This is a genomic window from Kocuria palustris (assembly GCF_016907795.1).
GTDB lineage: Bacteria > Actinomycetota > Actinomycetes > Actinomycetales > Micrococcaceae > Kocuria > Kocuria palustris.
Genome location: NZ_JAFBCR010000001.1, coordinates 2,695,994 through 2,718,986, shown reverse-complemented (window position 1 = coordinate 2,718,986; position 22,993 = coordinate 2,695,994). Strand labels below are relative to the sequence as shown.

Below are 22,993 nucleotides of genomic sequence, written 5' to 3'. Positions count from 1 at the left end.
ATGACGGTGCAGGCCGGCCTATCGGATCCTCGGCCTGCGCCACAGGCCGTCGCGCTCCAGGGCCAGGCCGTCGCGCTCGAGGCGGCGCAGGGCACCGAGCAGGAGGCGCACCGGCAGCCCGGTGGCGGAGACCAGGGCGTCGATGCTCGCACCGCTGCGCACGGGCAGGGCATCGGCGAGCATGCGGTCCTGCTGGCTGAGCCCGTCGAAGATCTGCAGCTGCTCGGCCGGTGCGGACTCGGCGACTGCTCCCAGGGGTTCCAGCAGGGACAGGACCTCCTCGACGTCGCTGACCAGGACCGCCGCGCCCTCTCGGATGAGGCGATGGCACCCGGCCGAGGCGGCCGAGTGGATGCTTCCGGGCACGGCACCGACCGGTTTGGAGAGCTGGTCCGCGTGATGCGCGGTGTTCTGCGCCCCGGAGCGCCATCGCGACTCCGTCAGCACGGTCGCCGCCGACAGCGCCGCGATCAGCCTATTGCGGTCCAGGAACCGGTAGCGCGCCGGCATGGTCCCCGGTGGCGACTCGGAGACCACCGTGCCCTCCGCGCACACCCGCTCGAGCAGCTCCTGGTTCCCGCGCGGGTACAGCCGGTCGACGCCGCCGGCCATCACGGCGACCGTGGGGACGGGACCGACCCCTGTGGCCAGAGCAGCTCGGTGCGCCGCCTCATCCACCCCATAGGCTCCGCCGGAGACGATCGTGCGACCGCGCGCGGCCAGGGCCCCCGCCAGATCGAAGGTGATGCTGCGCCCGTAGCTGGTGACGTCGCGGGAGCCGACGATGGCCACAGCATCGCGCGGCCATCGGCCCAGCGCGGTGCGTCGCCCGCGGCCCCACAGAGCCACCGGCGACTGCAGGCCGAGCTGGTCGAGCTGCGCCGGCCAGTCGTCGTCCTCGGGAACGCACAGCCACCCGCCGACGTCCTCCAGGGCGCGCCGATCGGCATCCGTGTCCACGACCGAGGCCCGTGCCTTCCAGCGCTGCGCTGCCGTGGCCATGCTCCCGCCCACCGCTTCCGGGGCGCGCTGCATCGCCTGAGTCAGGGCGAGGCTCTCCTCGGCGCTCAGGCGGCGTCCGCTGGACATGATCGCCCAGGAGACGACGGGTCCCAGGGCCTTGATCAGCACATGGCCGATCGCATCCCGCGGCTCGATCACGCGGGACAGGCCCGCCCGCGCTCGGCGGATGAGCTGCTGGTCCTCGAGGGTCATGGCGATCTCCTGATCCGGTGCATGGAGGGGCGGTTCACGCCAGAGAGCTGGCGCGGAAGTGCAGGGCGGTGTCGACGTCGTCGGCGGTGGGGCCGTCGCGAGCCTCCAGGTCGGCCAGCGTCCAGGCCACGCGCAGCACCCGGTGCATGCCGCGGGCGGTCAGCGCACCGCGCTCCATCTCCCGCTCGAGACCCGCCATCACGGACGCGGCGCTGCGCAGGGGCCCGCTGAGCAGGGAGGACGTGAGCTCCGCATTGGTGCGCAGCCCGTGAGGTCGCAGCCGCTCGGCCTGGACGGCACGAGCTGCGGCCACTCGGCGCGCCACGTCTGCGCTGGACTCCCCCGTCTGCCCGGCCGTGAGCTCGGCATAGCTGAGCGCCGGAACCTGCAGCCGCAGATCCACCCGGTCCAGCAGCGGACCCGACAGCTTCCCGAAGTACGCCCGGCGCTGGGCCGGCGTGCACCGGCAGTCCTCGCCCTTGCCGCTCGAGCGTCCGCACGGACACGGGTTGGCCGCCAGGACGAGCTGGAAGCGCGCGGGATAGGTGGCGCTGGCGCTCGAGCGGTCGATCCGCACGTCACCGGTCTCCAGGGGCTGGCGCAGGGCGTCGAGCACGCCGCGGTCGAACTCGGGCGCCTCGTCCAGGAACAGCACCCCGCGATGCGCCCGGGACACCGCCCCGGGCCGGGGAATGCCGGAGCCTCCGCCCAGCAGTGCTGCGGCCGAGGTCGAGTGGTGCGGAGCCTCGAACGGCGGGCGGCGGATCAGCCGCCGCCTGGGCCCGACCAGCGTCTCCAGCGACCGCACGGCGGTCACCTCGGTGGCCGCCTCATCGTCCAGCTCCGGCAGGATGCTCGGCAGACGGGAGGCCAGCATGGACTTGCCCGCCCCCGGCGGTCCGGTCAGCAGCAGGTGCAGGGATCCGGCCGCTGCGATCTCCAGTGCCATGCGTGCTTCCGCCTGACCGGCCACATCGCACAGGTCGGGAAGCGGTGCCTCCTCCTCGTCTGCGACGCCGACCGAGGTGGCGGCCTGGCTGGCTGGCCTGCGAAGCGGCCGCGGATCCGCGCCGAACTCGGCGGCGGCATCGGCCAGGCAGTCATAGGCGCGCACCTGGGCCCCGGTCACGAGCGCGGCCTCCTCCGCGTTGGCCGTGGCGACGACGATCCGGTCATAGCCGGCGCGCACCGCTGCCAGCACGGCGGGAAGCACCCCGCGCACGGGTCGCAGCGCTCCGTCCAGGGAGACCTCCGCCAGATACACCACACCGGGCGGGGCTGCGAGCTGTCCGTCGGCCTGCAGCGCGGCCATGGCGATCGCCAGGTCGAAGCCGCTGCCGCGCTTGGGCAGCGTGGCAGGGGAGAGGTTCACGGTGATGCGCCGCGGGCTCAGGGGGATCCCGGCATTCCGGGCGGCCGAGCGCACGCGGTCGCGGGATTCCTGGACCGAGGCATCCGGCAGTCCCAGGATGGTGAACGCCGGGATCTGCGAGCCGATGTCCGCCTCGACCTCCACGACCGTGCCCTCCAGCCCGATCAGCGCCACCGACAGGCTGCGCGCGTAGCCCGGACCGCTCATGCTGACCCCCTCCGATGCCCCGGACCTCCCGGGTGGCCTCAGGATGGGTCACTGACCGGCTCGTCGGATCTCGACCGAGCCGATGCAGGAGGGCTCGTCCCGGAGGCGGCAAAAGCATCAACCTGTGGAGCCGCGACGCCCGCGCGGTTCCACCTCCCGGCATCCGGCCGGGTCTCCGGCCTCCGGTCGCCGGCATCCGGTGCCCGGCCGCGGCGGCGAGGCTCCTCCCCGGCTCGTCGCCGGCAGCTCGGGCTCCGCAGATGCTGGTCGCGCCCGAGTGCCGCGGCTCAGTGCAGCCCCGCGCGGTGCTCCAGCCGGACCCGCTCGTGTTCCGGGCCGCCGAGCAGCAGCACGGCGATCACATCCACTCGCCGAGCGGCCGTCCAGCCCCGCTCGCCCGCCCAAGCCGCAAGCAGCAGGTGCAGCCGCCGCAGCTTGATCTCATCGACCGCCTCGAACGGATGGCCGTAGTAGGTGCCGCGCCGTGTCTTGACCTCCACGCCCACGAGCACGGCCTCACACTGCACGATCAGGTCCAGCTCCCCGCGCACGCCGTGGTGCGTCGGCCGGGCACGCCAATTGCGCTCCAGCACCTGGGCCCCGCGACGCACCAGGAAAGCCTCGGCCAGCCGCTCCCCCTGCTCCCCCAGCTGCAGCCTCGATCCGCTGCCCTCCTTCGGCATGAGCTCCCCCGTCCGTCGTCGTCCGTTGGGGCCCAGGATGACGACACCCGCACGGGCGGACCAGAGCCGCCCTGCGGCTGTGGAAGAGGTTCAGCTCGGAAGACCGAGCTTCCAGCTGCGCCGGTGGTGCTCGGTGACCCCGCGCTCGAGCAGGGCCGCTCGGTGCGCGGCGGCGCCGTAGCCCTTGTTGCGCGCCCATCCGTAGGCCGGGTGCTCGGCATCCAGAGCCTGCATCAGGGCGTCCCGCTCCACCTTGGCCAGCACGGAGGCACCGGCGATCGAGGCGCAGGTCATATCGCCCTTGACCTGTGTGCGCACCGGACCGTCCCATGCAGCGGCCGCATCCGAGTCTGCGGCCAGCGCCAGCAGGTCGCTCGGCGCGCTGAGCCAGTCATGGGAGCCGTCGAGCAGCACGAGGTCCGGCTGCGCCGTCGGGTCCAGGTCCTCCAGCGCCCGTCGTCCGGCCAGGCGAAGAGCCCCGACGATCCCCAGCGCGTCGATCTCCGACGGCGAGGCCATGCCCACCGCCGAGCCGACGGCCCACGAGCGGATCTGCGGCACCAGCTCCTGGCGCACGGCCGGGCGCAGCAGCTTGGAGTCGCGCACGGCGCTCGGCGCCCCGGGCGTCGAAGCGGAGACGACCGCCACGCCGACGGCCACCGGACCGGCCAGCGCCCCGCGACCCACCTCGTCCATGCCCGCGATCAGTGCGCCGGCGGGAAGAGCCTCGAGCAGGGAGCGCTCGAGCTCGAGTGTGGGGGCCGCGCTCACCGCCACGGCGGCTGGGGGCCGAGAGCTGCGGCCCGGGACTCGTCGTAGACCCAGGTGCCGTCCGGCAGCGGCCCCATGCGATCCAGCGGCCAGCCGACGACGAACGCGGTTCCCTCGACCCGGTCGTGGCTCACGAAACCCTGATCGGTGTTGAGCACATCGCGGGAGTCGTGCGAGACGGAGCGGTAGTCGCCCAGCACGAAGTACTGATCATCCGGGACGATAACGTCGAACTCGATGTCGGAGGCGATCTCACCGGGGTGCAGGTAGGCCTCGGCCTCGTCGATCGGGACCTCGTTGACCACGATCCGCCCCTGGGCGTCGCAGCAGGAGACCCGGTCGCCGCCGACCCCGACCACCCGCTTGACGTCGTGGTCCAGCGAGCGATCTGGGGACAGCCCGAAGAAGGACAGGGTCTGCTGCACGGGATTGGCCTCGCGTCGGTCCACGGGGCTCGCCGGGTCGCCGTCGAGGCGCCGGAACACGATGACCTCACCGCGATCAGCACCGGAGACCGTCAGATCCAGCACGTTGGCGAACACCCGGTCCCCTGGCCGCAGCGTCGGCTCCATGGCCTCATCGGTGACCAGATATCCGCTGACCAGCACGTGCTGGGACACGAACGTCATCAGCAGGCCGGCCATCACCACAGTCGCGACATCGCGGGCCGACTGCATGCCGCGGCTGCGCTCGGGCTGCGACGCATCCGCGCCTCGCACGCGGCGACCGGTGCGCCTGCGGTACATGGGCACGCCGTCCGAGCGCACCGCAGGAGCGTCCCTCAGGCCCTCCCACTGGGCGGGCGCCGAGACCTCCGCCCTCTCCTGCTCGGGAGGCGATGAATGCGACGACGGCGAGCCGGTCATCAGGACGGGTCGGGGACGTCGGCGAAGGTGTCGGAGGGGTTCGATAACCAGGTCCACCGATCGATAGGCCACAGGATCGAGAAGGCCGAGCCCACCACGTCGTCGTGGCTGACGAACTCGGTGCCCTGCTCGATGTGGTACCGGGAATCGGCGGAGGCCGAGCGATGATCGCCGAGCACGAAGTAGCTGTCCTCCGGGACGGTGACCTCGAACGGGATCTCCGAGGGCTCGTCGCCCTCGTACAGGTAGGGCTCGTCCAGCTCCTGCCCGTTGACCGTGATCCTGCCATCTGCGGAGCAGCAGGTGACGGTGTCGCCCTCGGTGCCGATGACGCGCTTGATCAGGTACTGCTTGGAACGATCGGGCGCCAGCCCCACGAACTCGAGGCCCTGGCGCACGGGGTTCGAGGAGGTCTCGGCGGCCGGCAGCCAGCCCTGGGTGTCCTCGAAGACGGCGATGTCCCCGCGCTCGAGCGGTCCCGCCCACGGCTCGGCGACGTTCACGCCGATCTTGTCCTGCAGCTGCAGCGTGTTCTCCATGGACCCGGAGGGGATGTAGAAGAGCCGGAACAGGAACGTCTTGAGCAGGAAGGAGATGATCAGGACCACCAGGATCGTGATCAGGACCTCCTTGAGCATGCCACTCGACGAGCCGCTCTTCTGCGTCTTCTCGGGGGTGCTCGACGCTGGCTGATCGCTCACAGGCAGTGCTTCCTTCCGGACAGGGGGCCGCAGCGCGGTTCGCCGCGCGTCGGTCGATGGATCAGGGGAGGTCCCGACCGGGGGGCCAGACGACGGCCACCGGTGTACCGAGCACTCTATCCGCCCGGACCAGGCCTCCGCCCGGTGCGCCGAGCAGTGACCGGGAATCCACGGAGACCGATCGGTGATCGCCCAGCAGCCACAGGCGTCCGTCCGGCACGACGACCTCGAACTCGGTCTCGCTGGGGGCATCGCCCGGGAACAGGTAGGGCTCCTCGAGCGGCTCCCCGTTGACCGTGAGGCGGCCGTCGGCAGCGCAGCAGGCCACGGTGTCGCCAGGCACCCCGATCACGCGCTTGACGAAGATGTCGTCGGTCGGGCGGATCCCCGCCCAGCTGGCCAGTCGCTGACCCGCCTCCACCAGGGGCGGGTCAGCGTCGACGGGGGCGAACGAGCCGCGACCGTCGAAGATCACGAGGTCCCCGCGCTGCAGCTGCGAGGCGTCGATCATCTGATCGGAGAGGATCCGGTCCCCCGGCTCGATCGTGGGCTGCATGGACTGCGAGCCGACGTAGTAGATGTCGAGCACCCATGTGCGCACGCCGATCAGCACGACGAGCGCGGCGATCACGGCCACCAGCACCAGCCGCCAGCCGCGGCTCCAGCGCTCGAGCAGGGACGTCCGCTGCGGATCGGAGGGACCCTGAGACGACGAGGACCCGGCCGGAGCCGGGTCCTCGTGCGTGCTGCGCTCAGCCAATCGATCGGCTCCCCGCGACGGCCCCGCCCCGAGGGGCGCGGCATGCCATGGGGAGGGTGATCAACGCTTCTCGCGGATGCGAGCAGCCTTGCCGTGGCGATCGCGCATGTAGTACAGCTTGGCCCGGCGGACGTCGCCGCGGGTCAGGACCTCGATCTTGTCGATCACCGGCGAGTGCACCGGGAAGGTGCGCTCCACGCCGACGCCGAAGGAGACCTTGCGGACCGTGAAGGTCTCGCGGACGCCCTGGCCCTGACGGCCCACGACGAAGCCCTTGAACACCTGCACACGAGAGCGATTGCCCTCGATGATGTTGACGTGCACGTTCAGGGTGTCGCCCGGCCAGAACTCGGGGATGTCGCTGCGCAGCGACTTGGCATCGAGATCATCAAGGATGTTCATGGTGCTTCTCCTGGCGGACACCGCAGGTCGCCCGCGTGAGGTCTTCGGCACAGCGCTGGCCCTGGCGGATGTCCCGTGGGCTTCGCGTGCCGCGAGTCGTGTGCTTGCCGCCGATCTCCATGGAGGGATCAGGCGGTGCGTGCGCTGTTGAGGTCGCTCTTCCCCCTGCGGCAGGGGCGTGCCCAGCGCACACGCGAGCGACCATTATGCCACAGCGGGCCGCCGAACTCACGCTGCGCGGCCCGGGGATTCACTGCGCGGCTCCCGGCTCCCAGCCCAGCTCCTGGAGCACCGCGCGGTCGTGCTTGTCGAGGGTCTCCGGGTCCAGCTGCTCGAGAAGGTCGGGACGCCGAGCGGCCGTGCGCCGCAGCTGCTCGTCCCGTCGCCAGCGCGAGATCTTGGCGTGATGGCCCGAGAGCAGGACCTCGGGGATGGGCCGATCCCGCCACAGGGCGGGCTTGGTGTAGACGGGGTACTCGAGCAGCCCGTCCGAGTGCGACTCCTCCACGAGGGACTCCGGGTTGCCGATCACCCCGGGCACCAGGCGGGCGATGGCCTCGACCATGGCCAGCACGGCGACCTCTCCCCCGTTCAGGACGTAGTCGCCCAGGGACATCGGCCGGACCTCGAAGCGCTCGTGCGCCCAGTCGAGCACGCGCTCGTCGATCCCCTCGTAGCGTCCGCACGCGAAGACCAGGTGCTCGCGTCCGGCCAGCTCGTAGGCGGTCGGCTGTCGGAAGACCTCCCCCGCCGGAGACGGCACGACCAGCACGGGACGCGGCCGCTCGACCTCGCCCGCGTCCGATGACTCCAGGACGCCCTCGAGCGCGCGCGCCCACGGCTCGGGCTGCATGACCATGCCCGCCCCGCCGCCGTAGGGCGTGTCATCGACGGTGCGGTGCCGGTCGGTGGTGACCTCCCGCAGGTCGGTGACCGTCAGGTCCAGGAGGCCGTCGCGCCGGGCCTTGCCGATCAGCGACAGGTCGAGCGCGGCCAGGTACTCCGGGAAGATGCTGATGACGTCGAGCTTCACGGGCGCTGTTCCTGGGTCTGCCCGGGAAGCTCGACACCGCTGAGATCGGCCGGCTCGCCGGTCTCGGCAGCGCGTTCGGCGACCTCGCCCTCGGTGCCCTGCGATGCCTCCAGATCCAGCAGACCGGGCGGCGGGTCGATGACCACGCGCGCCGCGTCGGGGTCGACCTCGAGCACGATCTGCTCGACGAACGGCACCATGCCCTCCTGCCCGTCCGCCAGCTCGAGCTCGAGCAGGTCCTGGGCCGGCAGAGTCCGCAGCCCGGTGACCCTGCCGACCGCGGCGGGCTCGCGCCCCTCGGCCTCGGCGCGCTCCAGCTCGGCGGCCAGCACGACGTCCAGTCCGAGCAGCTCGTGCTCGTACCAGGCGTCGTCGTCCTGGTCGTCGTCCTCGGACTCGGCCCACAGGCGGGACTCGCGCAGCAGCTCCGCGGCATTGCGGTCCTTCACGGAGGTGAAGCCGAGCACCATGACCGACTTGTTCCACCGGGCCGAGGAGATCTCGAGGGTCCCGGTCGGCGCGAGTCGGGCCGCCTGGTCGGTGGCGGCCTCGAGCTGCAGGACGGCGCCGGGCGCGCAGCGCCCCTGAGGATCGTCGGTGAACAGCTGGACGGTGACTTCGCCGCGGATGCCGTGCGGCTTGCCGATGCGGGCGACCTGGACCTTCACGCAGTGCTCCTTGCGCACGGGATGCCCGTGCCGATGGTTCGTGGCCCCTCGCTGAGGAGGGGGCGGGATGACGACGGCCCCCGCGCCCTTGCGGGACACGGGGGCCGTGTTCGGTGCACGATCGCTCGTGCCGGATCCGTGCGGACCCTCTCGCCTCAGCGTCGGCGGTCGGTGTCGACCACGTCGACCCGCACGCCCTCGGACTCGGACAGGGCGCTGATCACGGTGCGCAGCGAATCCGCCGTGCGGCCGTGGCGCCCGATCACGCGACCGAGGTCATCCGGATGCACGCGCACCTCGAGGGACTCGCCGCGTCGACCGTTCTTGGCGGTGACGTCGACGTCCTCGGGGTTGTCCACGATGCCGCGGACCAGGTGCTCCAACGCGTCGGCGAGCATGATCACTCGGCCTTCTCGGCCTCAGCCTCGGCGGTCTCAGCCGGAGCATCCTCGGACTCGGCGGAGTCCTCGGTCTTCTCGGCCTTGGGGGTGATCGCCTCGGGGATGATCACGGAGCCCTTGTCCTCGGCCACGAAGGCGGCCTTGGACTCCGGCTGCTGCAGGGTGCCCTCGGCGCCCGGCAGGCCCTTGAACTTCTGCCAGTCGCCGGTGACCTTGAGCAGGGCCAGGACGGTCTCCGACGGCTGAGCGCCGACGCCGAGCCAGTACTGCACGCGCTCAGAGGTGATGCGGATGATCGAGGGGTTCTCGGTCGGCTGGTAGATGCCGACCTCCTCGATCACGCGACCATCGCGCTTCTTGCGGGAATCCACGACGACCACGCGGTAGCGGGGATCGCGGATCTTGCCCATGCGCTTCAGACGAATCTTGACTGCCACTTGTGCAATCTCTCCTTGGTATTCAGGTACGGATGCACCGGTCACGCTCCCGTGGGGCGGGCCGATCTTGAGGTGCACCCTGTGGACGCGAATCCGGGCGGAGAGAGGGTCCGCTCGTTTCGGGTACCCGGCTATTGTGCCAGATCTGTCAAGGCTGCAGGCGATGACGCCCCGGTCCCCGGTGCGAGTCCGCTCACGCTTGCCGGAGGCGCCGTCTCAGTCCTCGAGCCGCATCGCCTGGCGCCAGGACAGCGAGCGCCCGCCCTGGAACACCGCGCGCTGGTAGACCCGCTCTCCGATCCGCAGCATGGCCCAGCCGAAGGCGCCGCACACGGCCAGGGCCGCGAAGGGCTCCCACACGGCCGCCTCGCCCTCCAGGAGGCGCACCGGCATGGCGATCGACGAGATGATCGGGACGTAGGAGGCGACCGTCAGCCAGGTGCCGGTGCCCATGAGCCCCGCCAGCATGGCGACGACGAGCACTGTCATGATCGGCGTCATGGACGTGTTCAGGTCCTCGCTGCGCGAGGCCAGTGCGCCGAGGGCCGCCCAGATCGTCGCCTGCGCGGCGAAGCCCACGACGAAGAACGCGATGAACCAGCCGGAGGCCGACAGCGCCCAGCCGAGGTCGTCCGTGAGCCCGAGCAGCGAGGCCGTGAGGAGACCGGCGCCTGCGAACAGGCCCATCTGCGCGAACGCCATCACGCAGTTGCCGAGCACCTTGCCGTAGAGGATCTGGCGCACCGGGATGGCCGTGGCCAGGATCTCGACCACGCGGTTCTGCTTCTCCTCCAGGACGGAGTTGGCGATCGCCGTCCCGAACATGATCGCCGCCATGTAGAACAGCATCGCGAAGACGTAGCGCAGCACGAACGAGGCCGCGGTATCCCTGCTGTCCGACCCCTCGCCGATCTGCTCGACCCGCACCTCGGAGCCCTGCGCGAGCTGATCCATCGAGGTGCCCGCGCTGGCCGCGTTCGCGGCGATGGTCGCGCTGGAGACCGACTGCGTCACGGCCTGCTCGAGGACCGGATCGAGGGAGCCGTCGCCGAGCAGCACCCACGAGCCGTCCTCGTGGACCAGGGCCGCGTCCACGTCGCCGTCGTCGAGCAGCTGCTCGGCCTCCTGACGCGTCGCCTCCCGCGGACTCGCCGAGTCGTCGTCCGACAGGCTGTCATCGACGGCCTCGACCATCTCGACCGAGCCGGCGCCCACCGCCGCGATCTCGTGCTCGCTGCCCGAATCCGTGTCGGAGAGCAGCGAGGAGGCCACGAGGCCTCCGACGATCAGCACGAGCGTGACCGCCGTGGAGATCAGCACGGAGCGGTTGCGGACCTTCACGGCCAGCTCCCGCATCATCACGGTCAGCCACGGGCGCTCGACCGTGCGACCGGGGCCGCCGGCCTCCTCGGAAGCACCGGGTGCGGAGGCATCAGGTCCGTCGGATCGGGTCGCAGAGCTCATCGGGTCACCTCGCGGTAGATCTCGGAGAGGGTGGGCGCCAGGTCGGTGAACTCCTGCAGGCCGCGCTCCAGCGCTCGGCGCAGCAGCTCGGCGCGTGCGGCGTCGTCGTCCAGGCGCACGACGGCCCGGCAGCCGTCGAGGTCCTCGACCTGCACGCCGTGGACATCGCGCACCCATCCGACGTCCTCGCTGCATCGCAGGCGATGTGACAGCGGGCGGGCGGCGCGCAGCTCGTCGGCGGTGCCGTGCTCCAGCACGCGGCCGCCGGAGAGGATCACCATGGAGTCGCACAGCCGGTCCACGAGGTCGAGCTGGTGGGACGAGAAGAGGACGGGGACGCCGCGGGCCATGTGCTCGCGCAGCAGCTCGACCATCGAGTCCACGGCCACCGGGTCCAGCCCGGAGAAGGGCTCGTCGAGGATCAGGGCGGACGGGCTGTGCAGCAGGGAAGCCGCCACCTGGACGCGCTGCTGATTGCCGAGCGAGAGGGTCTCGAGCTTGTCCTTGGGCCGATCGGCCAGATCGAAGCGCTCGAGCAGGCGCTGGGCCTCGCGCAGAGCCTGGGCGCGCTCCATGCCGTGCAGCTGACCGAGGTAGCCGAGCTGGTCCAGGATCCCCTGCTTGGGATACAGCCCGCGCTCCTCCGGCATGTACCCGAACCCCGCGCGGTCGGCGGCGGTGATCGGGCGGCCGTCCCAGAGCACCTGCCCGGAATGGATCCGCAGCACGCCCATCATCATGCGCATGGTCGTGGTCTTCCCGGCGCCGTTGGCCCCGATGAACCCGGTCATGCCCCCGGGCTCCACGGTGAAGGAGACGTCGTCGACGGCGGTCTTCTCGCCGAACGTGCGGGTCAGGCCTCGGACCTCCAGCCGATGGCCCCGGCTGGGCGGCGAGTAGGTGGTGCTGCGGCTCGCGGCGCCGTCGGAGGGCGTCTCCTGCGCTGTCTGCGTGCTGCTCACGTGGGCTCCTGAGCTCTCGGCCTCAGCGCCGGGGCAGCTCCCCCAGCGCAACTGGGACCAGCCTAGGGACGGGCCTCGCCGCGGTCCTCCGCCGTGCGACGGAATCTCCGGGACAGCCCAGCGGCTGGCCACGGACGACGCCTCCGCCGCGAGGCGGAGCGGCCCGAGATCGTGCGCTTCAGGACCCGACGACGCCGGCCCGGTGCGCCAGCACGACGGCCTGGACCCGATCGCGACTGCCGGTCTTGGCCAGCACGTTCGACACATGGGTCTTCACGGTGGCCGAGCCCACGAACAGGCGCTGGGCGATCTCGGCGTTGGACAGCCCCTCGGCCATGAGCCGAAGGATCTCGGACTCCCGCTCGGTCAGGCCCTCCAGCAGACGGCGATGCTCCTCGGACGGACGCCCCGGGCCCGATGCGCCGACTTCGGTGGTTGGGCCGGCGGAGGGATTGGTCGCGGTCGTCCCGGTCGTGCGCTGCGCAGCGGCTGCCGACGTCGGCGCGGCTGCGCCGTGGGGGCCGGAAGCGCCCGGAGCCGCTGCGTCCGCGGCGACCCACCGCTGGATCACCCGCACCGTGGCCTCCGGAGCCAGCAGCGCGTGACCGTCGGCCACCGAGCGCACGGCGTCGACCAGATCGTCCGGGTCGGCGTTCTTGAGCAGGAAGCCCGAAGCCCCGGCGCGCAGCGCCTCGAACAGGTAGTCCTCCCGGTCGAAGGTCGTGAGGATGATGACCTTGGCTCCGCCTGCGGCCACGATGCGCCGGGTGGCCTCGAGCCCGTCCATGTCAGGCATCTGCACGTCCATCAGCACGACGTCGACACCGCCCTCGGCGACCCTCTCCACGGCCTGGCGACCATCGGCGGCCTGGCCCACGACCTCGAGGTCGTCCTCGACGGAGAGCACCATGGCGAAACCTGAGCGCACGAGAGCATGGTCATCGGCCAGCAGCACAGAGGTCATGGCTGTGATCCTCTCATCCCGAGTCGGGCGCCTCGGGACCGAGCCTCTCGAGCGGGAACCTCGCCCGCACGCGCCAGCCGGGCCCGGGATCCCGGCTGCCGATCTCCACTGTCCCGCCGTGGAGCTGGACCCGTTCGCGCAGTCCTCGCAGTCCGAAGCCGGTGCCGGCGCTGCCCGCACGGGGCCTTCCCCCGTCCAGCACCTCGAGCTCGATCGCCTGCGCTGCCCCGGAGCCGTGGTCGTCACGGCGGATGCTGCGGATCACGACCTCGGCGCTGGTGGCGGTGGAATGGCGCACCACGTTCGACAGCGCCTCCTGGACGCAGCGGTACATGGACAGCCCGAGGGCCGGCGGCAGCTCAGCGACCTCTGCCCCGCCGACCCAGGTCACCGTCACCGACAGGCCGCGCTGGGCGTGCTCGCGTGCGAGCTGCTCGATCTCCTCCAGCCGGGGCCCGGGGCTCGTCGCCGGCGCCGTCTCCGCTCGCGGCTGTCCATCGGCGGCCTCCGCGTCCGAGTCCGCTCGCAGGACGCCCAGCAGCTGCCGGGTCTCGCTCACGGCCTGGCGGCTGGATCCCTCGATTGAGCGCAGCGCCTCGGCCGCCAGCTCGGAATCTCGGTGCAGGACCTTCCGGGCGGCCCCGGCCTGGATCCCGATGGCCGAGACGTGGTGGGCGATCACGTCGTGCAGCTCGCGGGCGATCCGCAGGCGCTCTTCGACGACCGCCTGACGGGCCAGGCGCTGCGACTGGCTGCGCAGCTGCTCGGCCTGCGCGCGGTTCTGATGGTCGCGCAGCGCCGAGCGCCACGAGGTCCACCCCAGGAAGATCGTGATGCCGAAGCCCAGGATGTTGAGCAGGAAGGAGTAGGCCGAATAGGCGGACATGGGCTCGAAGGGCCCGGCCTGGGAGTCGAGCTCCTCGACCATCTCCGCGTACGAGCCCGTGATGGCCAGGTCGATGCCCACCCACAGCAGCAGAAGGACCAGGAACAGGGCCACGATGATGCGCACGACCTGCCGCGACGGCCCCCAGGCCACGAGCGTGTAGACCGCGACGTACAGCCCGAGCACCGTCCCCGACTGACCCGCCGCCATGGGTGTCAGGTAGTAGCCGATCACGTAGACCGCCGTGGAGACCACCATGACCGCAGCGGGCCAGCGGCGGCGCCCGGCCAGCGGCAGGATCTGCAGCGCGACCATGAGATAGCCCAGCCAGCGGGGTCGGTTCTCGCTCGTGCCGGCGAAGCTCTCGAGCAGGGCCAGGATGAGGGCGGCCACCCCGAACAGGGCCAGGGCCCCCAGGACATCGCGGCGCAGCCCCGTGGCACCGGGCCCGGGACGGCGCCAGTCCGGATCCGAGGGGTCGGAGAGGACCCCGATCAGGCGCTCGGCGGTCGTGGGCCGGGACTCGGGTCGCGGAGCCGGCCGGGCGGGAGCAGACGGGGCGACATCCTGGCGGGGGTCCTGGCTGAGCTGCGACACCCCAGCACGCTATCGCCTGCCGCGTCCTGGCGGATCCGTCGCGCGACGGATCTGCCGGCAGCGGCCGCTCAGTCGTGCGATCGGCCGGGCCGCCTGCCGTCTCGACGGCGGCGCTGCCTGCGCAGCACGGCGTAGAGCCCCGACAGCGAGGCCGCATCCGTGAACGCGAGTCCGGACAGCGTGCCGAGCACCAGGCTGCCGCGTCCCCCGCGACGACCCAGGGCGGCGAGCCCGATGCCCACGGCGGTCTGCGCCCCGGCGGCGGCCAGCAGGATCTCCGGGCGCTCGGCCAGCCTGGCCTGCAGGCGGGAGAAGGTGCTGTCGTCCGTGGGCTCCATCCCCAGGCCCTGCATGACGGCCTCACGCATGCTGGTGGGCTCGAACCGCTCCAGCCCCTCGATCTCCGACAGCGGCTTCTGCCCCTCGACGATCTTGGCGGCCAGCACCGGCAGCTCGAGCAGCTGCAGCACGGACTCGAGCACCAGCGAGGAGGTCTCCCCGTCGACGTAGTTGCGCAGGCGCACGGTCTGCACCGGGTCCAGGTCGAAGACCGAGGCCACCGACTCGACGTGCATCTGGGTGGTCTCGCCATCGCACAGCTCGAGGACCTCGCGGGTCAGCCGTGCGGCGGGGGTTCCGTCGTCGTCGATCGAGACCGCAGACCAGGCCGGGCCCCAGGACAGCCCGCAGGCGGCTCGGTCGCCGGAGGACTCGGCCGAGATCCGCGTGGGGTCGGGCCGGGCAGTCTCCGGATGGCGGCCCACGCCGTCAGCGCCGTCGAGCAGGACCTCCAGGGAGCGGGCGGCGCCGTCCGAGGCCAGCGCCACGGCCGTGCCGGTGACTCCGGTGCGCAGAGCCCACCACGAGGCGTCGTCGTCGGGCACGAGCACGGACCAGCCGTCGCGGCTGACCGCGCGGAAGGTGGCGCCGGCGCTGCTGGCCAGCAGGGGCAGCTCGGGAGCATCCAGGTGCAGGATCAGCGCCCGCTGCAGGCGGGGGTGCTGCGGCTCGAGGGTCTGACCGGTGATGCGGTGGACGGAGGCGGCGATCTCCTCGACGCCCTGGCCCGGCACGACCGCTCCGTGCTCGCCCACGGTGGCCGTGCGGCCCTGGTCGTCGACGAGGACCGCGATCTGCAGGTAGTCGGAGCCCTCGGCGGCGGCGGCCACGGCGCGGTGGTGGCCCAGGACCTTGCGGATGCCCTGCGCGGTGGGCACGAAGCCCACGATCTCGGCGGCATCTGCGGTGTCCGGGCCGAGCAGGTCGGAGCCTTCGACGTCCGGCACGGAGCTGCGGCTGCTGATCCGCACCGCCAGAGGCAGCACCGACCAGCCGTCCAGGGCGGAGGTCTTGCGATCCACCGGGGATTCCGCGCGTCGGCGGCCGTGCCGGGCGCCGTCTGCTCCGCCTGCGCCGGCCGCGCCGGAGGACGACGGATGCTGGGGTCCGGAAGAGGGGGTGGTCATGCGCGCCATGCTACCCGCGGGCACTGGACGACCCCGGGGTGCGGGCAGCAGATTCCGCTGAGAGCCTGCGCCGGGGCGTCCTTCAGCCTCCGATCACGAACTCGGACACGCCGCCGGTCTCGAGCTGCTCGAGGCCGCTGAGGATCATCCGTCCCATGCGATCGCCCACGTACCCCAGGATCTCGCCGGGCTCCGCCCAGCGGTGGCTGTCCAGCTCCTCCTCCTGCAGGGTGATCTCGGTGTCCTCGGGGATCACGCCGCCGTCGTAGAGGAACGCGACCGAATCGCCCCAGATGCCGGCGGCGAGCCCGTGGGCCACCACGAGAAGCCGTCCCTCCGGCAGCTGCAGCCCGACCTCCTCGAGCACCTCGCGGAAGCATCCGGTGCGGGGATCCTCCCCGGCCTCGACCGTTCCGCCGGGCAGGGTCCAGCCGTCGCGGTAGTTCGGCTCGACGATCAGCACCCGGCCGTGCGGGTCGCGGATCAGCGCCGAGGACGCCAGGCGGCGGGTCGGCAGCGAGGCGATGAATTCCTTGAGCTCGTCCTCGGGGAGGTACGACGACATGGTGGCGCCTTTCGCGCAGCGGCGCGGGGGCCGCTGCGGGGTCACTTGAGGAACTTCTCGAAGCCCTTGGGGAGGTCCTTCAGGTTCTGCTCGGGCTGCTGGGGCTGGCCGAACGACGAGCCCGTGGGTGCCTTGGAGCGGTTCTGCGCGGCGGCGGCCTCCTGCGCGCGCTTGGCCGGATTGCCGGAGCGCGAGCCCTTCTTCTTGGCCTTGGACTTGGAGGACTTGCCGCCGCCCGCGCCGGGCAGCCCCTGCATGCCCTGCATGCCCTGCATGCCGGCCATGGGGTTGCCGCCCTGCGGTCCCATGCCCGGAGCGCCGCCGCCCATGCCCGGGAGGTTCGGCATGCCCTTGCCCTGGGACATCTTGCGCATCATCTTCTGCGCCTGCCCGAAGCGCTCCATGAGCTGGTTGACCTCCTGCACCGTGGCCCCGGAGCCCTTGGCGATGCGCGCTCGGCGCGAGCCGTTCATGATCTTGGGCGCCACCCGCTCGTGCGGGGTCATGGACTGGATGATGGCCTCGATGCGGGTCAGCGCGGACTCGTCGAAGTTCTCGAGCTGCTCGCGCATTCCGGCCATGCCCGGCATCATGCCGAGCAGCTTCTTCATGGAGCCCATCTTCTTGAGCTGCTGCATCTGGACCAGGAAGTCCTCGAAGGTGAAGTCCTCCTGATCGGCGAACTTCTTGGCCATCTTCTGGGCCTCGGCCTGATCCCAGGTCTTCTCGGCCTGCTCGATCAGGGTCATGACATCGCCCATGTCGAGGATGCGCGAGGCCATGCGATCCGGGTGGAACTGCTCGAAGTCCTTCACGCCCTCGCCGGTGGAGGCGAACATGATGGGCTTGCCGGTCACCGAGGCCACCGACAGGGCGGCGCCGCCGCGGGCGTCGCCGTCGAGCTTGGAGAGCACCACGCCGGTGAAGTCCACGCCCTCGTTGAAGGCCTGGGCGGTCTGGACGGCGTCCTGGCCGATCATGGCGTCGATGACGAACAGGACCTCGTCCGGCTGGACGGCGTCGCGGATGTCGCGGGCCTGGCGCATGAGGGGCTGGTCGACGCCCAGGCGGCCGGCGGTGTCCACGATGACGACGTCGTAGAGCTTGGAGCGGGCGTGCTCCACGCCCTCGCGGGCCACCTCGACCGGATCGCCGGTGGGGTCGTCGAACTCGGAGGTGGTGCCCGGGTGCGGAGCCCACACCGGCACGCCCGCGCGCTCTCCCACGACCTTCAGCTGGGTCACGGCGTTGGGGCGCTGGAGGTCGGAGGCCACGAGCAGCGGGCGGTGGCCCTGGCTCTTGAGCCAGTACGAGAGCTTGCCGGCCAGCGTGGTCTTGCCGGCGCCCTGCAGGCCCGCGAGCATGATGATCGTGGGCCCGGTCTTGGCCATGCGGATGCGCCGGGTCTGACCGCCCAGGATCTCCTGGAGCTGGTCGTTGACGATCTTCACGACCTGCTGACCCGGGTTCAGCGCCTCGTTGACCTCGGCCGACAGCGCGCGCTCCTTGACGGCGGCGGTGAACTCGCGGACCACGGGCACGGCGACGTCGGCGTCGAGCAGCGCGCGGCGGATCTCGCGCACGGTGGCATCGACATCCGCCTCGGAGAGCTTGCCCTTCCCACGCAGGTTCTTGAACGTCGCGGTCAAGCGGTCGGAGAGGGAGTTGAACACGTGGTCCTCGCTGTGGATCTTCGATGGTCTGGGGCGGCGGGCCGGCCTGGACGCGCGTCGACGGCGCGACCAGGTGGCCGCGCCGTCGTCGCCCCTGGGGGTGCGCAGTGCGCACCGGATCAGTGCTCCAGGGTAGCAATGCCCGCCGTCAGCACATGCTCGGCTCCTGACGCCGTGCGCTGAAGCGCCTGCGGGACGTGTTCAGACAGCGGACTCGCCGCCCTCCCCCGTGCGCAGCCGCACGACCTCCTCCACGGGGGTGACCCAGACCTTGCCGTCGCCCGCCCGGCCCGTGGTGGCGGCAGCGGCGATCGCGTCGACGACCTCGTGGGCCTGCTGGTCCGTGACAACCAGCTCCAGGCGGGTCTTCTCGATGAGGTCCACCGAGTACTCCGCACCGCGGTAGACCTCGGAGTGCCCTCGCTGGCGGCCGTAGCCGTGGACGTTGGTGACGGTCATGCCCTGGATCCCGAACGCGGCCAGCGCGTCCTTGACGTCGGCGAACTTCTCCTGCCGGATGACGGCGACGACGAGCTTCATGCGCGCTGCTCCTTCTTCTGACGCTCGATGACGTCCTCGAGGCTGCCCGGGACCGGGCGACGGGGGCGGAACGAGCCGGAGGCATCGCCCGCGAGGTTGTAGCCGGACTCCGCGTGCTCGGTGATGTCGATGCCCTCGATCTCCGCATCCGCCGTGATCCGCAGGCCGACGAACGCGCGGATGACCAGGGCGATGACGAGAGTCACGACGGCGCAGTAGATGACCGAGACGACCGTGGCGATGACCTGCGTGCCCAGCAGCGCCAGCCCGCCGCCGTAGAACAGCCCTCCTGCCGACTCCGCGCTCGGGATCGCGATGAAGCCCAGGGCCACGGTCCCCACGATGCCGGAGACCAGGTGCACGCCGATGACATCCAGCGAGTCGTCCATGCCCATGCGGTACTTCAGCGCCACAGCCACCGCCGAGCACATGCCGGCGACGAGTCCCAGGACCATGGCCCAGAACGGGGAGACATCGGCGCAGGCGGGCGTGATGGCGACCAGCCCGGCCACCGCGCCGGAGGCCGCGCCCAGGGAGGTCGGGTGGCCGTCGCGGACCCGCTCGACCAGCAGCCAGCCCAGCATGGCCGTGGCCGGAGCACCCATGGTGTTGATCAGGATCAGCCCTGCCTGCTCGGGGGTGGCCGCAGCACCGACGTTGAAGCCGAACCAGCCGAACCACAGCAGGGCCGCACCGAGCATGACCAGGGGGAGGTTGTGCGGGCGCTGGCCCGAGTCCTTCCCGAATCCCTGTCGCGGGCCGATCAGCAGGATCAGGATCAGCGCCGCCACGCCGGCGTTGATGTGCACCACCAGCCCGCCCGCGAAGTCGATCGCCTCGCCGAATCGGGAGCCGATCGCCCCATCGGCGCCCAGCAGGCCCCCGCCCCAGACCATGAACGCCAGCGGCGCGTAGACCAGGGTGGTCCACACCGGCACGAACAGCAGCCAGGCGCTGAAGCGCATGCGGTCTGCCACGGCTCCGGAGATCAGCGCGACCGAGATGATCGCGAACGTGCAGGAGAACGCGACGCCCAGCAGGTCGCTCGTGCCGATCAGGTCCTCCAGCCCCGGCGCCTGCAGAGGGCTGCCCGCCAGGCCTCCCAGGATGGGCTCGCCGCCGGAGATCGACCACCCCCACAGGATCCACACCGGGATCACCAGACCCAGGGCGGCGAAGGACATCATCATCATGTTCAGCACGCCCTTGGCACGGGTCATGCCCCCGTAGAACAGGGCCAGTCCGGGCGTCATCAGCAGCACCATGGCGCTGGCGACCACGGTCCACACATCGACCGCGCTCAGCGTCGTCTCGTCCATCGTCAGTCTCTCCTCGCATCTCGGGCCCTCTCGGGCGCTGCGCACGAGTCAAGCGAGGTCATGAGTCACCGGCGTCGCACCGTCGTTTCCGGCGTGTGACAACACGCGCTCGTTCGTGTCGGGCATGTGAACGGGGCTGCGGTCATCGAGCAGCGTCCGCGTGTCCTGAGTACGGCGGAGACAAGACGAGTGGCCCCGCAGTGTGGGTCTGAGCTGGACGGACACTGCGAGGCCACTCGATCTGTGGGATCACACCAGGGGGCCTACTCGAGCAGGGCGTCCACGAACTGCTCGGCGTCGAAGGGGGCGAGGTCGTCCGCACCTTCGCCCAGGCCGATGAGCTTGACCGGGGCGCCCAGCTCCCGCTGGATCGCCACGACGATGCCACCCTTGGCCGTGCCGTCGAGCTTGGTGAGCACGATGCCGGTCACGTTCACGGCCTCGGAGAAGACCTTGGCCTGCGTCATGCCGTTCTGCCCGGTCGTGGCGTCGATGACCAGCAGCACCTCGTCGACCTCGGCGGCCTTCTCGACCACGCGCTTGATCTTGCCGAGCTGGTCCATGAGCCCGGCCTTGTTCTGCAGGCGCCCGGCCGTGTCGATCATGACGACGTCGACCTCCGAGTCGATGCCGGTCTTCACGGCATCGAAGGCCACGGAGGCGGGATCTGCGCCCTCCACCTCCGAGCGCACGGTCGGCACGCCCACGCGGTTGCCCCAGGTCTGCAGCTGATCGGCGGCCGCGGCACGGAAGGTGTCGGCCGCGCCGAGCATGACGTCCTTGTCCTCGGCCACGAGCACGCGGGCCAGCTTGCCCACGGTGGTGGTCTTGCCTACGCCGTTGACGCCCACCACGAGCATCACGGCCGGGGTGTCGCCCTTGCGGGTCACGGCCAGGGAGCGGTCCATGGACGGGTCGACGAGCTTGAGCAGCTCCTCGCGCAGCATGGCCTTCACGTGGTTCGGGTCCTGGGTGCCCTCCGCCTTGACGCGCACCTGGAGGTTCTCGACGAGCTCCATGGAGGCGTCGGTGCCGAGGTCCGCCATGAGCAGCGTCTCCTCGATCTCGTCCCAGACGTCCTGGTCGATGTGATCGCGGGACAGCAGCGCCAGCAGGCCGCGGCCGAACACGTTGTTGGACTTGGCCAGGCGGCCGCGCAGCCGGGCCATGCGGGAGCCGGCCGATTCGGGGGTGTCCAGCGACGGCGCCTTGGTCTCGGTCGCGGTTCCTCCCCCGGCCCGGGCATGCTCGTCGGAGCCATCGCCGGAGGCTCCCGGGGCCGGGTCATCGGCGTCGCGGGTCGAGTCGTAGCCGCCGGGAGGCGCCTTGGGCCCGCGCAGCAGCACGAAGCCCAGCAGCGCCAGCACCACCACGGCGATCAGCACGTACACGAAGACAGGGATCTGAGCGAGTATCTGGTCCACGTCCCCCATTGCACCACGATTCGGCGGGGGCCGCCGAGGGGCGGTGCCCGCACGCGCCTGCGGCGTCAGCGCCCTCTCCTAGACTGCGCTGGTGATGGCCTCCTCCTCTTCCTCCCCGGACCCCGCTGCGCGCAGGTCCTCCGACCGGTCGTCGCGATCGAAGTCTCCTGCCCGGACCCCGGTGCCGCGGGAGATCCTGGTGCTGATCGCCGCGGCCTTCGCGATCGCGGTCGGCTACGGCCTGGTGGCCCCGGTGCTGCCCCAGTACGCGTCGAGCTTCGGAGTGGGGGTGGCCGCCGCCTCAGCCGTCGTCTCGGCCTTCGCATTCTGCAGACTGATGTTCGCCCCGGCCGGCGGTCGCATCCTGGATGCCATCGGCGAGCGCCGGACCTATCTCATCGGCCTGGTGATCGTGGCGCTGTCGTCGTTCGCCACGGCGTTCGCCGGCTCCTACTGGCAGCTGCTGCTCTTCCGCGGCCTGGGCGGACTCGGCTCCACCATGTTCACCATCTCCGCCATGGGCCTGATCGTGCGCCTGGCGCCGCCGAATTCGCGCGGGCGGATCTCGGGCATGTACGCCTCGACCTTCCTGATCGGCGGGATCCTGGGGCCGGTGATCGGCGGGCTGCTGGCGGGATTCGGCATGCAGGCGCCGTTCCTCATCTACGGCGCCGCGATCCTGCTGGCCGCGGCCGTCGTCTTCTGGCAGATCCCGCCGCAGTCGCTGCAGGACCGTGCGGCGGCCAAGGCCCAGGTACGGATGAGCTTCCGCGAGGCCTGGCAGTTCGGGGCGTATCGGGCTTCGCTGGTCTCGGGCTTCGCCAACGGATGGACCTCCATGGGGATCCGCGTGGCGCTGATCCCGCTGATCGCCTCCGCCGTCTTCGGAGCCGGACCTGCCCTGTCCGGCGTCGCACTGACGGTGTTCGCCGCCGGCTCCGCCGTGGCGCTGTCGTTCTCCGGCCGCATCTCCGATTCGGTGGGCCGCAAGCCGCTGGTGATCAGCGGTCTGGTGCTGGCCGGCGTGATGACAGCGGTGATCGGGTTCACGGACAGCGTGTGGGTCTTCGCGGTGGCCTCGTTCCTGTCCGGCGTGGGCTCGGGCACCCTCAACCCGGGGCAGCAGGCGGCCGTGGCCGACGTCATCGGCCCGCAGCGCTCGGGCGGCACTGTGCTCTCCCGTTTCCAGATGAGCCAGGACGCCGGACAGATCCTGGGCCCGATCCTGGCCGGGGCCCTCGTGGATGCCGCCGGCTTCGGCCCGGCCTTCCTGGTCTCCGGCGTGCTGATGGGTGTGGCCGCGCTGGCCTGGACCCCCGTGATGGACACCCTCAAGCGCCCCGACGTCGACGCCGTCCCCACCGGCTCCGTCCCCCGTGTGCCCGACGAAGACCGCGATGACTCCTGAGAGCCGCTGCCAGCCGATTCCGGCCCGTCGCGCCATCGAGCGGCCGAATCCGGACTGATCCGTCATCGACAGGCCGAGTCGTCACCGGTTCCTCGCTGGAACGGTGAGGGTTCTGCCAGTCAATTGGGGGTGGCGTGAGGATTCAGCCACTCGATGGGGCGGAAGGCCACCGCCCAGCTTGCTCTGGTCGGCGCAAGTCGCCACCGCTG

Annotated in this window: 23 protein-coding genes; 1 reads left to right on the top strand and 22 read right to left on the bottom strand. The window is 71.3% G+C overall.

The features are described 5' to 3' along the window. Positions 1 to 18: 18 nt before the first annotated feature. The 22 genes from dprA to ftsY form a co-directional block, all read right to left on the bottom strand. The gene (gene dprA / locus JOE55_RS12135; RefSeq protein WP_204783053.1) at positions 19 to 1,215 is read right to left on the bottom strand and encodes a DNA-processing protein DprA; all 1,197 of its coding nucleotides are present in this window, start codon (positions 1,213 to 1,215) and stop codon (positions 19 to 21) included. A 34-nt stretch (positions 1,216 to 1,249) separates the two neighbouring features. Beyond that, positions 1,250 to 2,794: a YifB family Mg chelatase-like AAA ATPase gene (locus JOE55_RS12130; protein WP_204783052.1), complete on the bottom strand. Its 1,545-nt coding sequence runs from the start codon at positions 2,792 to 2,794 to the stop codon at positions 1,250 to 1,252. 287 nt (positions 2,795 to 3,081) lie between these two features. Beyond that, a complete protein-coding gene (locus JOE55_RS12125) occupies positions 3,082 to 3,477 on the bottom strand; it encodes a YraN family protein (RefSeq protein ID WP_024290708.1) in 396 nt (131 codons plus the stop codon). A gap of 90 nt (positions 3,478 to 3,567) precedes the next feature. After that, entirely contained in the window at positions 3,568 to 4,248 is a 681-nt protein-coding gene (locus tag JOE55_RS12120) for a ribonuclease HII (protein WP_314301479.1), read from the bottom strand. Then, the gene (gene lepB, locus JOE55_RS12115; protein ID WP_204783051.1) at positions 4,245 to 5,114 is read right to left on the bottom strand and encodes a signal peptidase I; all 870 of its coding nucleotides are present in this window, start codon (positions 5,112 to 5,114) and stop codon (positions 4,245 to 4,247) included. The genes JOE55_RS12120 and lepB (JOE55_RS12115) overlap by 4 nt, the downstream gene beginning before the upstream one ends. Further along, positions 5,114 to 5,815: a signal peptidase I gene (gene lepB / locus JOE55_RS12110; protein ID WP_204783050.1), complete on the bottom strand. Its 702-nt coding sequence runs from the start codon at positions 5,813 to 5,815 to the stop codon at positions 5,114 to 5,116. The genes lepB (JOE55_RS12115) and lepB (JOE55_RS12110) overlap by 1 nt, the downstream gene beginning before the upstream one ends. A 61-nt stretch (positions 5,816 to 5,876) precedes the next feature. Continuing rightward, positions 5,877 to 6,575 (bottom strand): signal peptidase I, encoded by a 699-nt coding sequence (gene lepB, locus JOE55_RS12105; protein ID WP_204783049.1) that lies wholly within the window; start codon positions 6,573 to 6,575, stop codon positions 5,877 to 5,879. 60 nt (positions 6,576 to 6,635) lie between these two features. Beyond that, a complete protein-coding gene (gene rplS, locus JOE55_RS12100) occupies positions 6,636 to 6,977 on the bottom strand; it encodes a 50S ribosomal protein L19 (protein WP_006215087.1) in 342 nt (113 codons plus the stop codon). A 250-nt stretch (positions 6,978 to 7,227) separates the two neighbouring features. Next, entirely contained in the window at positions 7,228 to 8,010 is a 783-nt protein-coding gene (trmD, locus tag JOE55_RS12095; protein ID WP_204783048.1) for a tRNA (guanosine(37)-N1)-methyltransferase TrmD, read from the bottom strand. After that, positions 8,007 to 8,678 (bottom strand): ribosome maturation factor RimM, encoded by a 672-nt coding sequence (gene rimM, locus JOE55_RS12090; protein ID WP_204783047.1) that lies wholly within the window; start codon positions 8,676 to 8,678, stop codon positions 8,007 to 8,009. The genes trmD and rimM overlap by 4 nt, the downstream gene beginning before the upstream one ends. A 155-nt stretch (positions 8,679 to 8,833) precedes the next feature. Then, a complete protein-coding gene (locus JOE55_RS12085; RefSeq protein ID WP_204783046.1) occupies positions 8,834 to 9,076 on the bottom strand; it encodes an RNA-binding protein in 243 nt (80 codons plus the stop codon). A gap of 2 nt (positions 9,077 to 9,078) precedes the next feature. Further along, positions 9,079 to 9,516 carry a 30S ribosomal protein S16 gene (gene rpsP / locus JOE55_RS12080; RefSeq protein WP_204783045.1) on the bottom strand — a complete coding sequence of 146 codons (438 nt, stop codon included), beginning with the start codon at positions 9,514 to 9,516 and terminating at the stop codon, positions 9,079 to 9,081. A gap of 216 nt (positions 9,517 to 9,732) precedes the next feature. Continuing rightward, complete coding sequence (locus tag JOE55_RS12075) at positions 9,733 to 10,980, bottom strand: ABC transporter permease (RefSeq protein WP_204783044.1); 1,248 nt, start codon at positions 10,978 to 10,980, stop codon at positions 9,733 to 9,735. After that, positions 10,977 to 11,942 (bottom strand): ABC transporter ATP-binding protein, encoded by a 966-nt coding sequence (locus tag JOE55_RS12070; RefSeq protein WP_006215081.1) that lies wholly within the window; start codon positions 11,940 to 11,942, stop codon positions 10,977 to 10,979. The genes JOE55_RS12075 and JOE55_RS12070 overlap by 4 nt, the downstream gene beginning before the upstream one ends. Before the next feature lie 178 nt (positions 11,943 to 12,120). After that, the gene (locus JOE55_RS12065) at positions 12,121 to 12,906 is read right to left on the bottom strand and encodes a response regulator transcription factor (protein WP_204783042.1); all 786 of its coding nucleotides are present in this window, start codon (positions 12,904 to 12,906) and stop codon (positions 12,121 to 12,123) included. A 13-nt stretch (positions 12,907 to 12,919) separates the two neighbouring features. After that, the gene (locus JOE55_RS13475; RefSeq protein ID WP_204783041.1) at positions 12,920 to 14,389 is read right to left on the bottom strand and encodes a histidine kinase; all 1,470 of its coding nucleotides are present in this window, start codon (positions 14,387 to 14,389) and stop codon (positions 12,920 to 12,922) included. 68 nt (positions 14,390 to 14,457) lie between these two features. Next, positions 14,458 to 15,855 carry a hypothetical protein gene (locus JOE55_RS12055; RefSeq protein ID WP_204783040.1) on the bottom strand — a complete coding sequence of 466 codons (1,398 nt, stop codon included), beginning with the start codon at positions 15,853 to 15,855 and terminating at the stop codon, positions 14,458 to 14,460. An 82-nt stretch (positions 15,856 to 15,937) separates the two neighbouring features. Then, the gene (locus JOE55_RS12050; protein WP_204783039.1) at positions 15,938 to 16,420 is read right to left on the bottom strand and encodes an NUDIX domain-containing protein; all 483 of its coding nucleotides are present in this window, start codon (positions 16,418 to 16,420) and stop codon (positions 15,938 to 15,940) included. A 41-nt stretch (positions 16,421 to 16,461) separates the two neighbouring features. Then, the gene (ffh, locus tag JOE55_RS12045) at positions 16,462 to 18,093 is read right to left on the bottom strand and encodes a signal recognition particle protein (RefSeq protein ID WP_204783038.1); all 1,632 of its coding nucleotides are present in this window, start codon (positions 18,091 to 18,093) and stop codon (positions 16,462 to 16,464) included. A 201-nt stretch (positions 18,094 to 18,294) separates the two neighbouring features. After that, a complete protein-coding gene (locus tag JOE55_RS12040; protein WP_024290723.1) occupies positions 18,295 to 18,633 on the bottom strand; it encodes a P-II family nitrogen regulator in 339 nt (112 codons plus the stop codon). Further along, entirely contained in the window at positions 18,630 to 19,952 is a 1,323-nt protein-coding gene (locus JOE55_RS12035; RefSeq protein WP_204783037.1) for an ammonium transporter, read from the bottom strand. The genes JOE55_RS12040 and JOE55_RS12035 overlap by 4 nt, the downstream gene beginning before the upstream one ends. 263 nt (positions 19,953 to 20,215) lie before the next feature. Next, complete coding sequence (gene ftsY / locus JOE55_RS12030) at positions 20,216 to 21,385, bottom strand: signal recognition particle-docking protein FtsY (RefSeq protein ID WP_204783036.1); 1,170 nt, start codon at positions 21,383 to 21,385, stop codon at positions 20,216 to 20,218. A gap of 172 nt (positions 21,386 to 21,557) precedes the next feature. Between ftsY and JOE55_RS12025 the strand changes: the two genes are divergently transcribed. Beyond that, a complete protein-coding gene (locus JOE55_RS12025) occupies positions 21,558 to 22,784 on the top strand; it encodes an MFS transporter (RefSeq protein ID WP_204783035.1) in 1,227 nt (408 codons plus the stop codon). Positions 22,785 to 22,993 lie beyond the last annotated feature (209 nt).

Bases quoted from the DNA above. Each gene is read 5' to 3' on its own strand.
- JOE55_RS12075 (WP_204783044.1), bottom strand. From the start codon at position 10,980: ATGAGCTCTGCGACCCGATCCGACGGACCTGATGCCTCCGCACCCGGT.
- JOE55_RS12035 (WP_204783037.1), bottom strand. From the start codon at position 19,952: ATGGACGAGACGACGCTGAGCGCGGTCGATGTGTGGACCGTGGTCGCC.
- JOE55_RS12085 (WP_204783046.1), bottom strand. From the start codon at position 9,076: ATGCTCGCCGACGCGTTGGAGCACCTGGTCCGCGGCATCGTGGACAAC.
- lepB (WP_204783051.1), bottom strand. From the start codon at position 5,114: ATGACCGGCTCGCCGTCGTCGCATTCATCGCCTCCCGAGCAGGAGAGG.
- JOE55_RS12130 (WP_204783052.1), bottom strand. From the start codon at position 2,794: ATGAGCGGTCCGGGCTACGCGCGCAGCCTGTCGGTGGCGCTGATCGGG.
- dprA (WP_204783053.1), bottom strand. From the start codon at position 1,215: ATGACCCTCGAGGACCAGCAGCTCATCCGCCGAGCGCGGGCGGGCCTG.
- JOE55_RS12055 (WP_204783040.1), bottom strand. From the start codon at position 15,855: ATGACCACCCCCTCTTCCGGACCCCAGCATCCGTCGTCCTCCGGCGCG.
- JOE55_RS12125 (WP_024290708.1), bottom strand. From the start codon at position 3,477: ATGCCGAAGGAGGGCAGCGGATCGAGGCTGCAGCTGGGGGAGCAGGGG.
- JOE55_RS12065 (WP_204783042.1), bottom strand. From the start codon at position 12,906: ATGACCTCTGTGCTGCTGGCCGATGACCATGCTCTCGTGCGCTCAGGT.
- JOE55_RS12040 (WP_024290723.1), bottom strand. From the start codon at position 18,633: ATGAAGCTCGTCGTCGCCGTCATCCGGCAGGAGAAGTTCGCCGACGTC.
- rplS (WP_006215087.1), bottom strand. From the start codon at position 6,977: ATGAACATCCTTGATGATCTCGATGCCAAGTCGCTGCGCAGCGACATC.
- JOE55_RS12050 (WP_204783039.1), bottom strand. From the start codon at position 16,420: ATGTCGTCGTACCTCCCCGAGGACGAGCTCAAGGAATTCATCGCCTCG.
- ftsY (WP_204783036.1), bottom strand. From the start codon at position 21,385: ATGGGGGACGTGGACCAGATACTCGCTCAGATCCCTGTCTTCGTGTAC.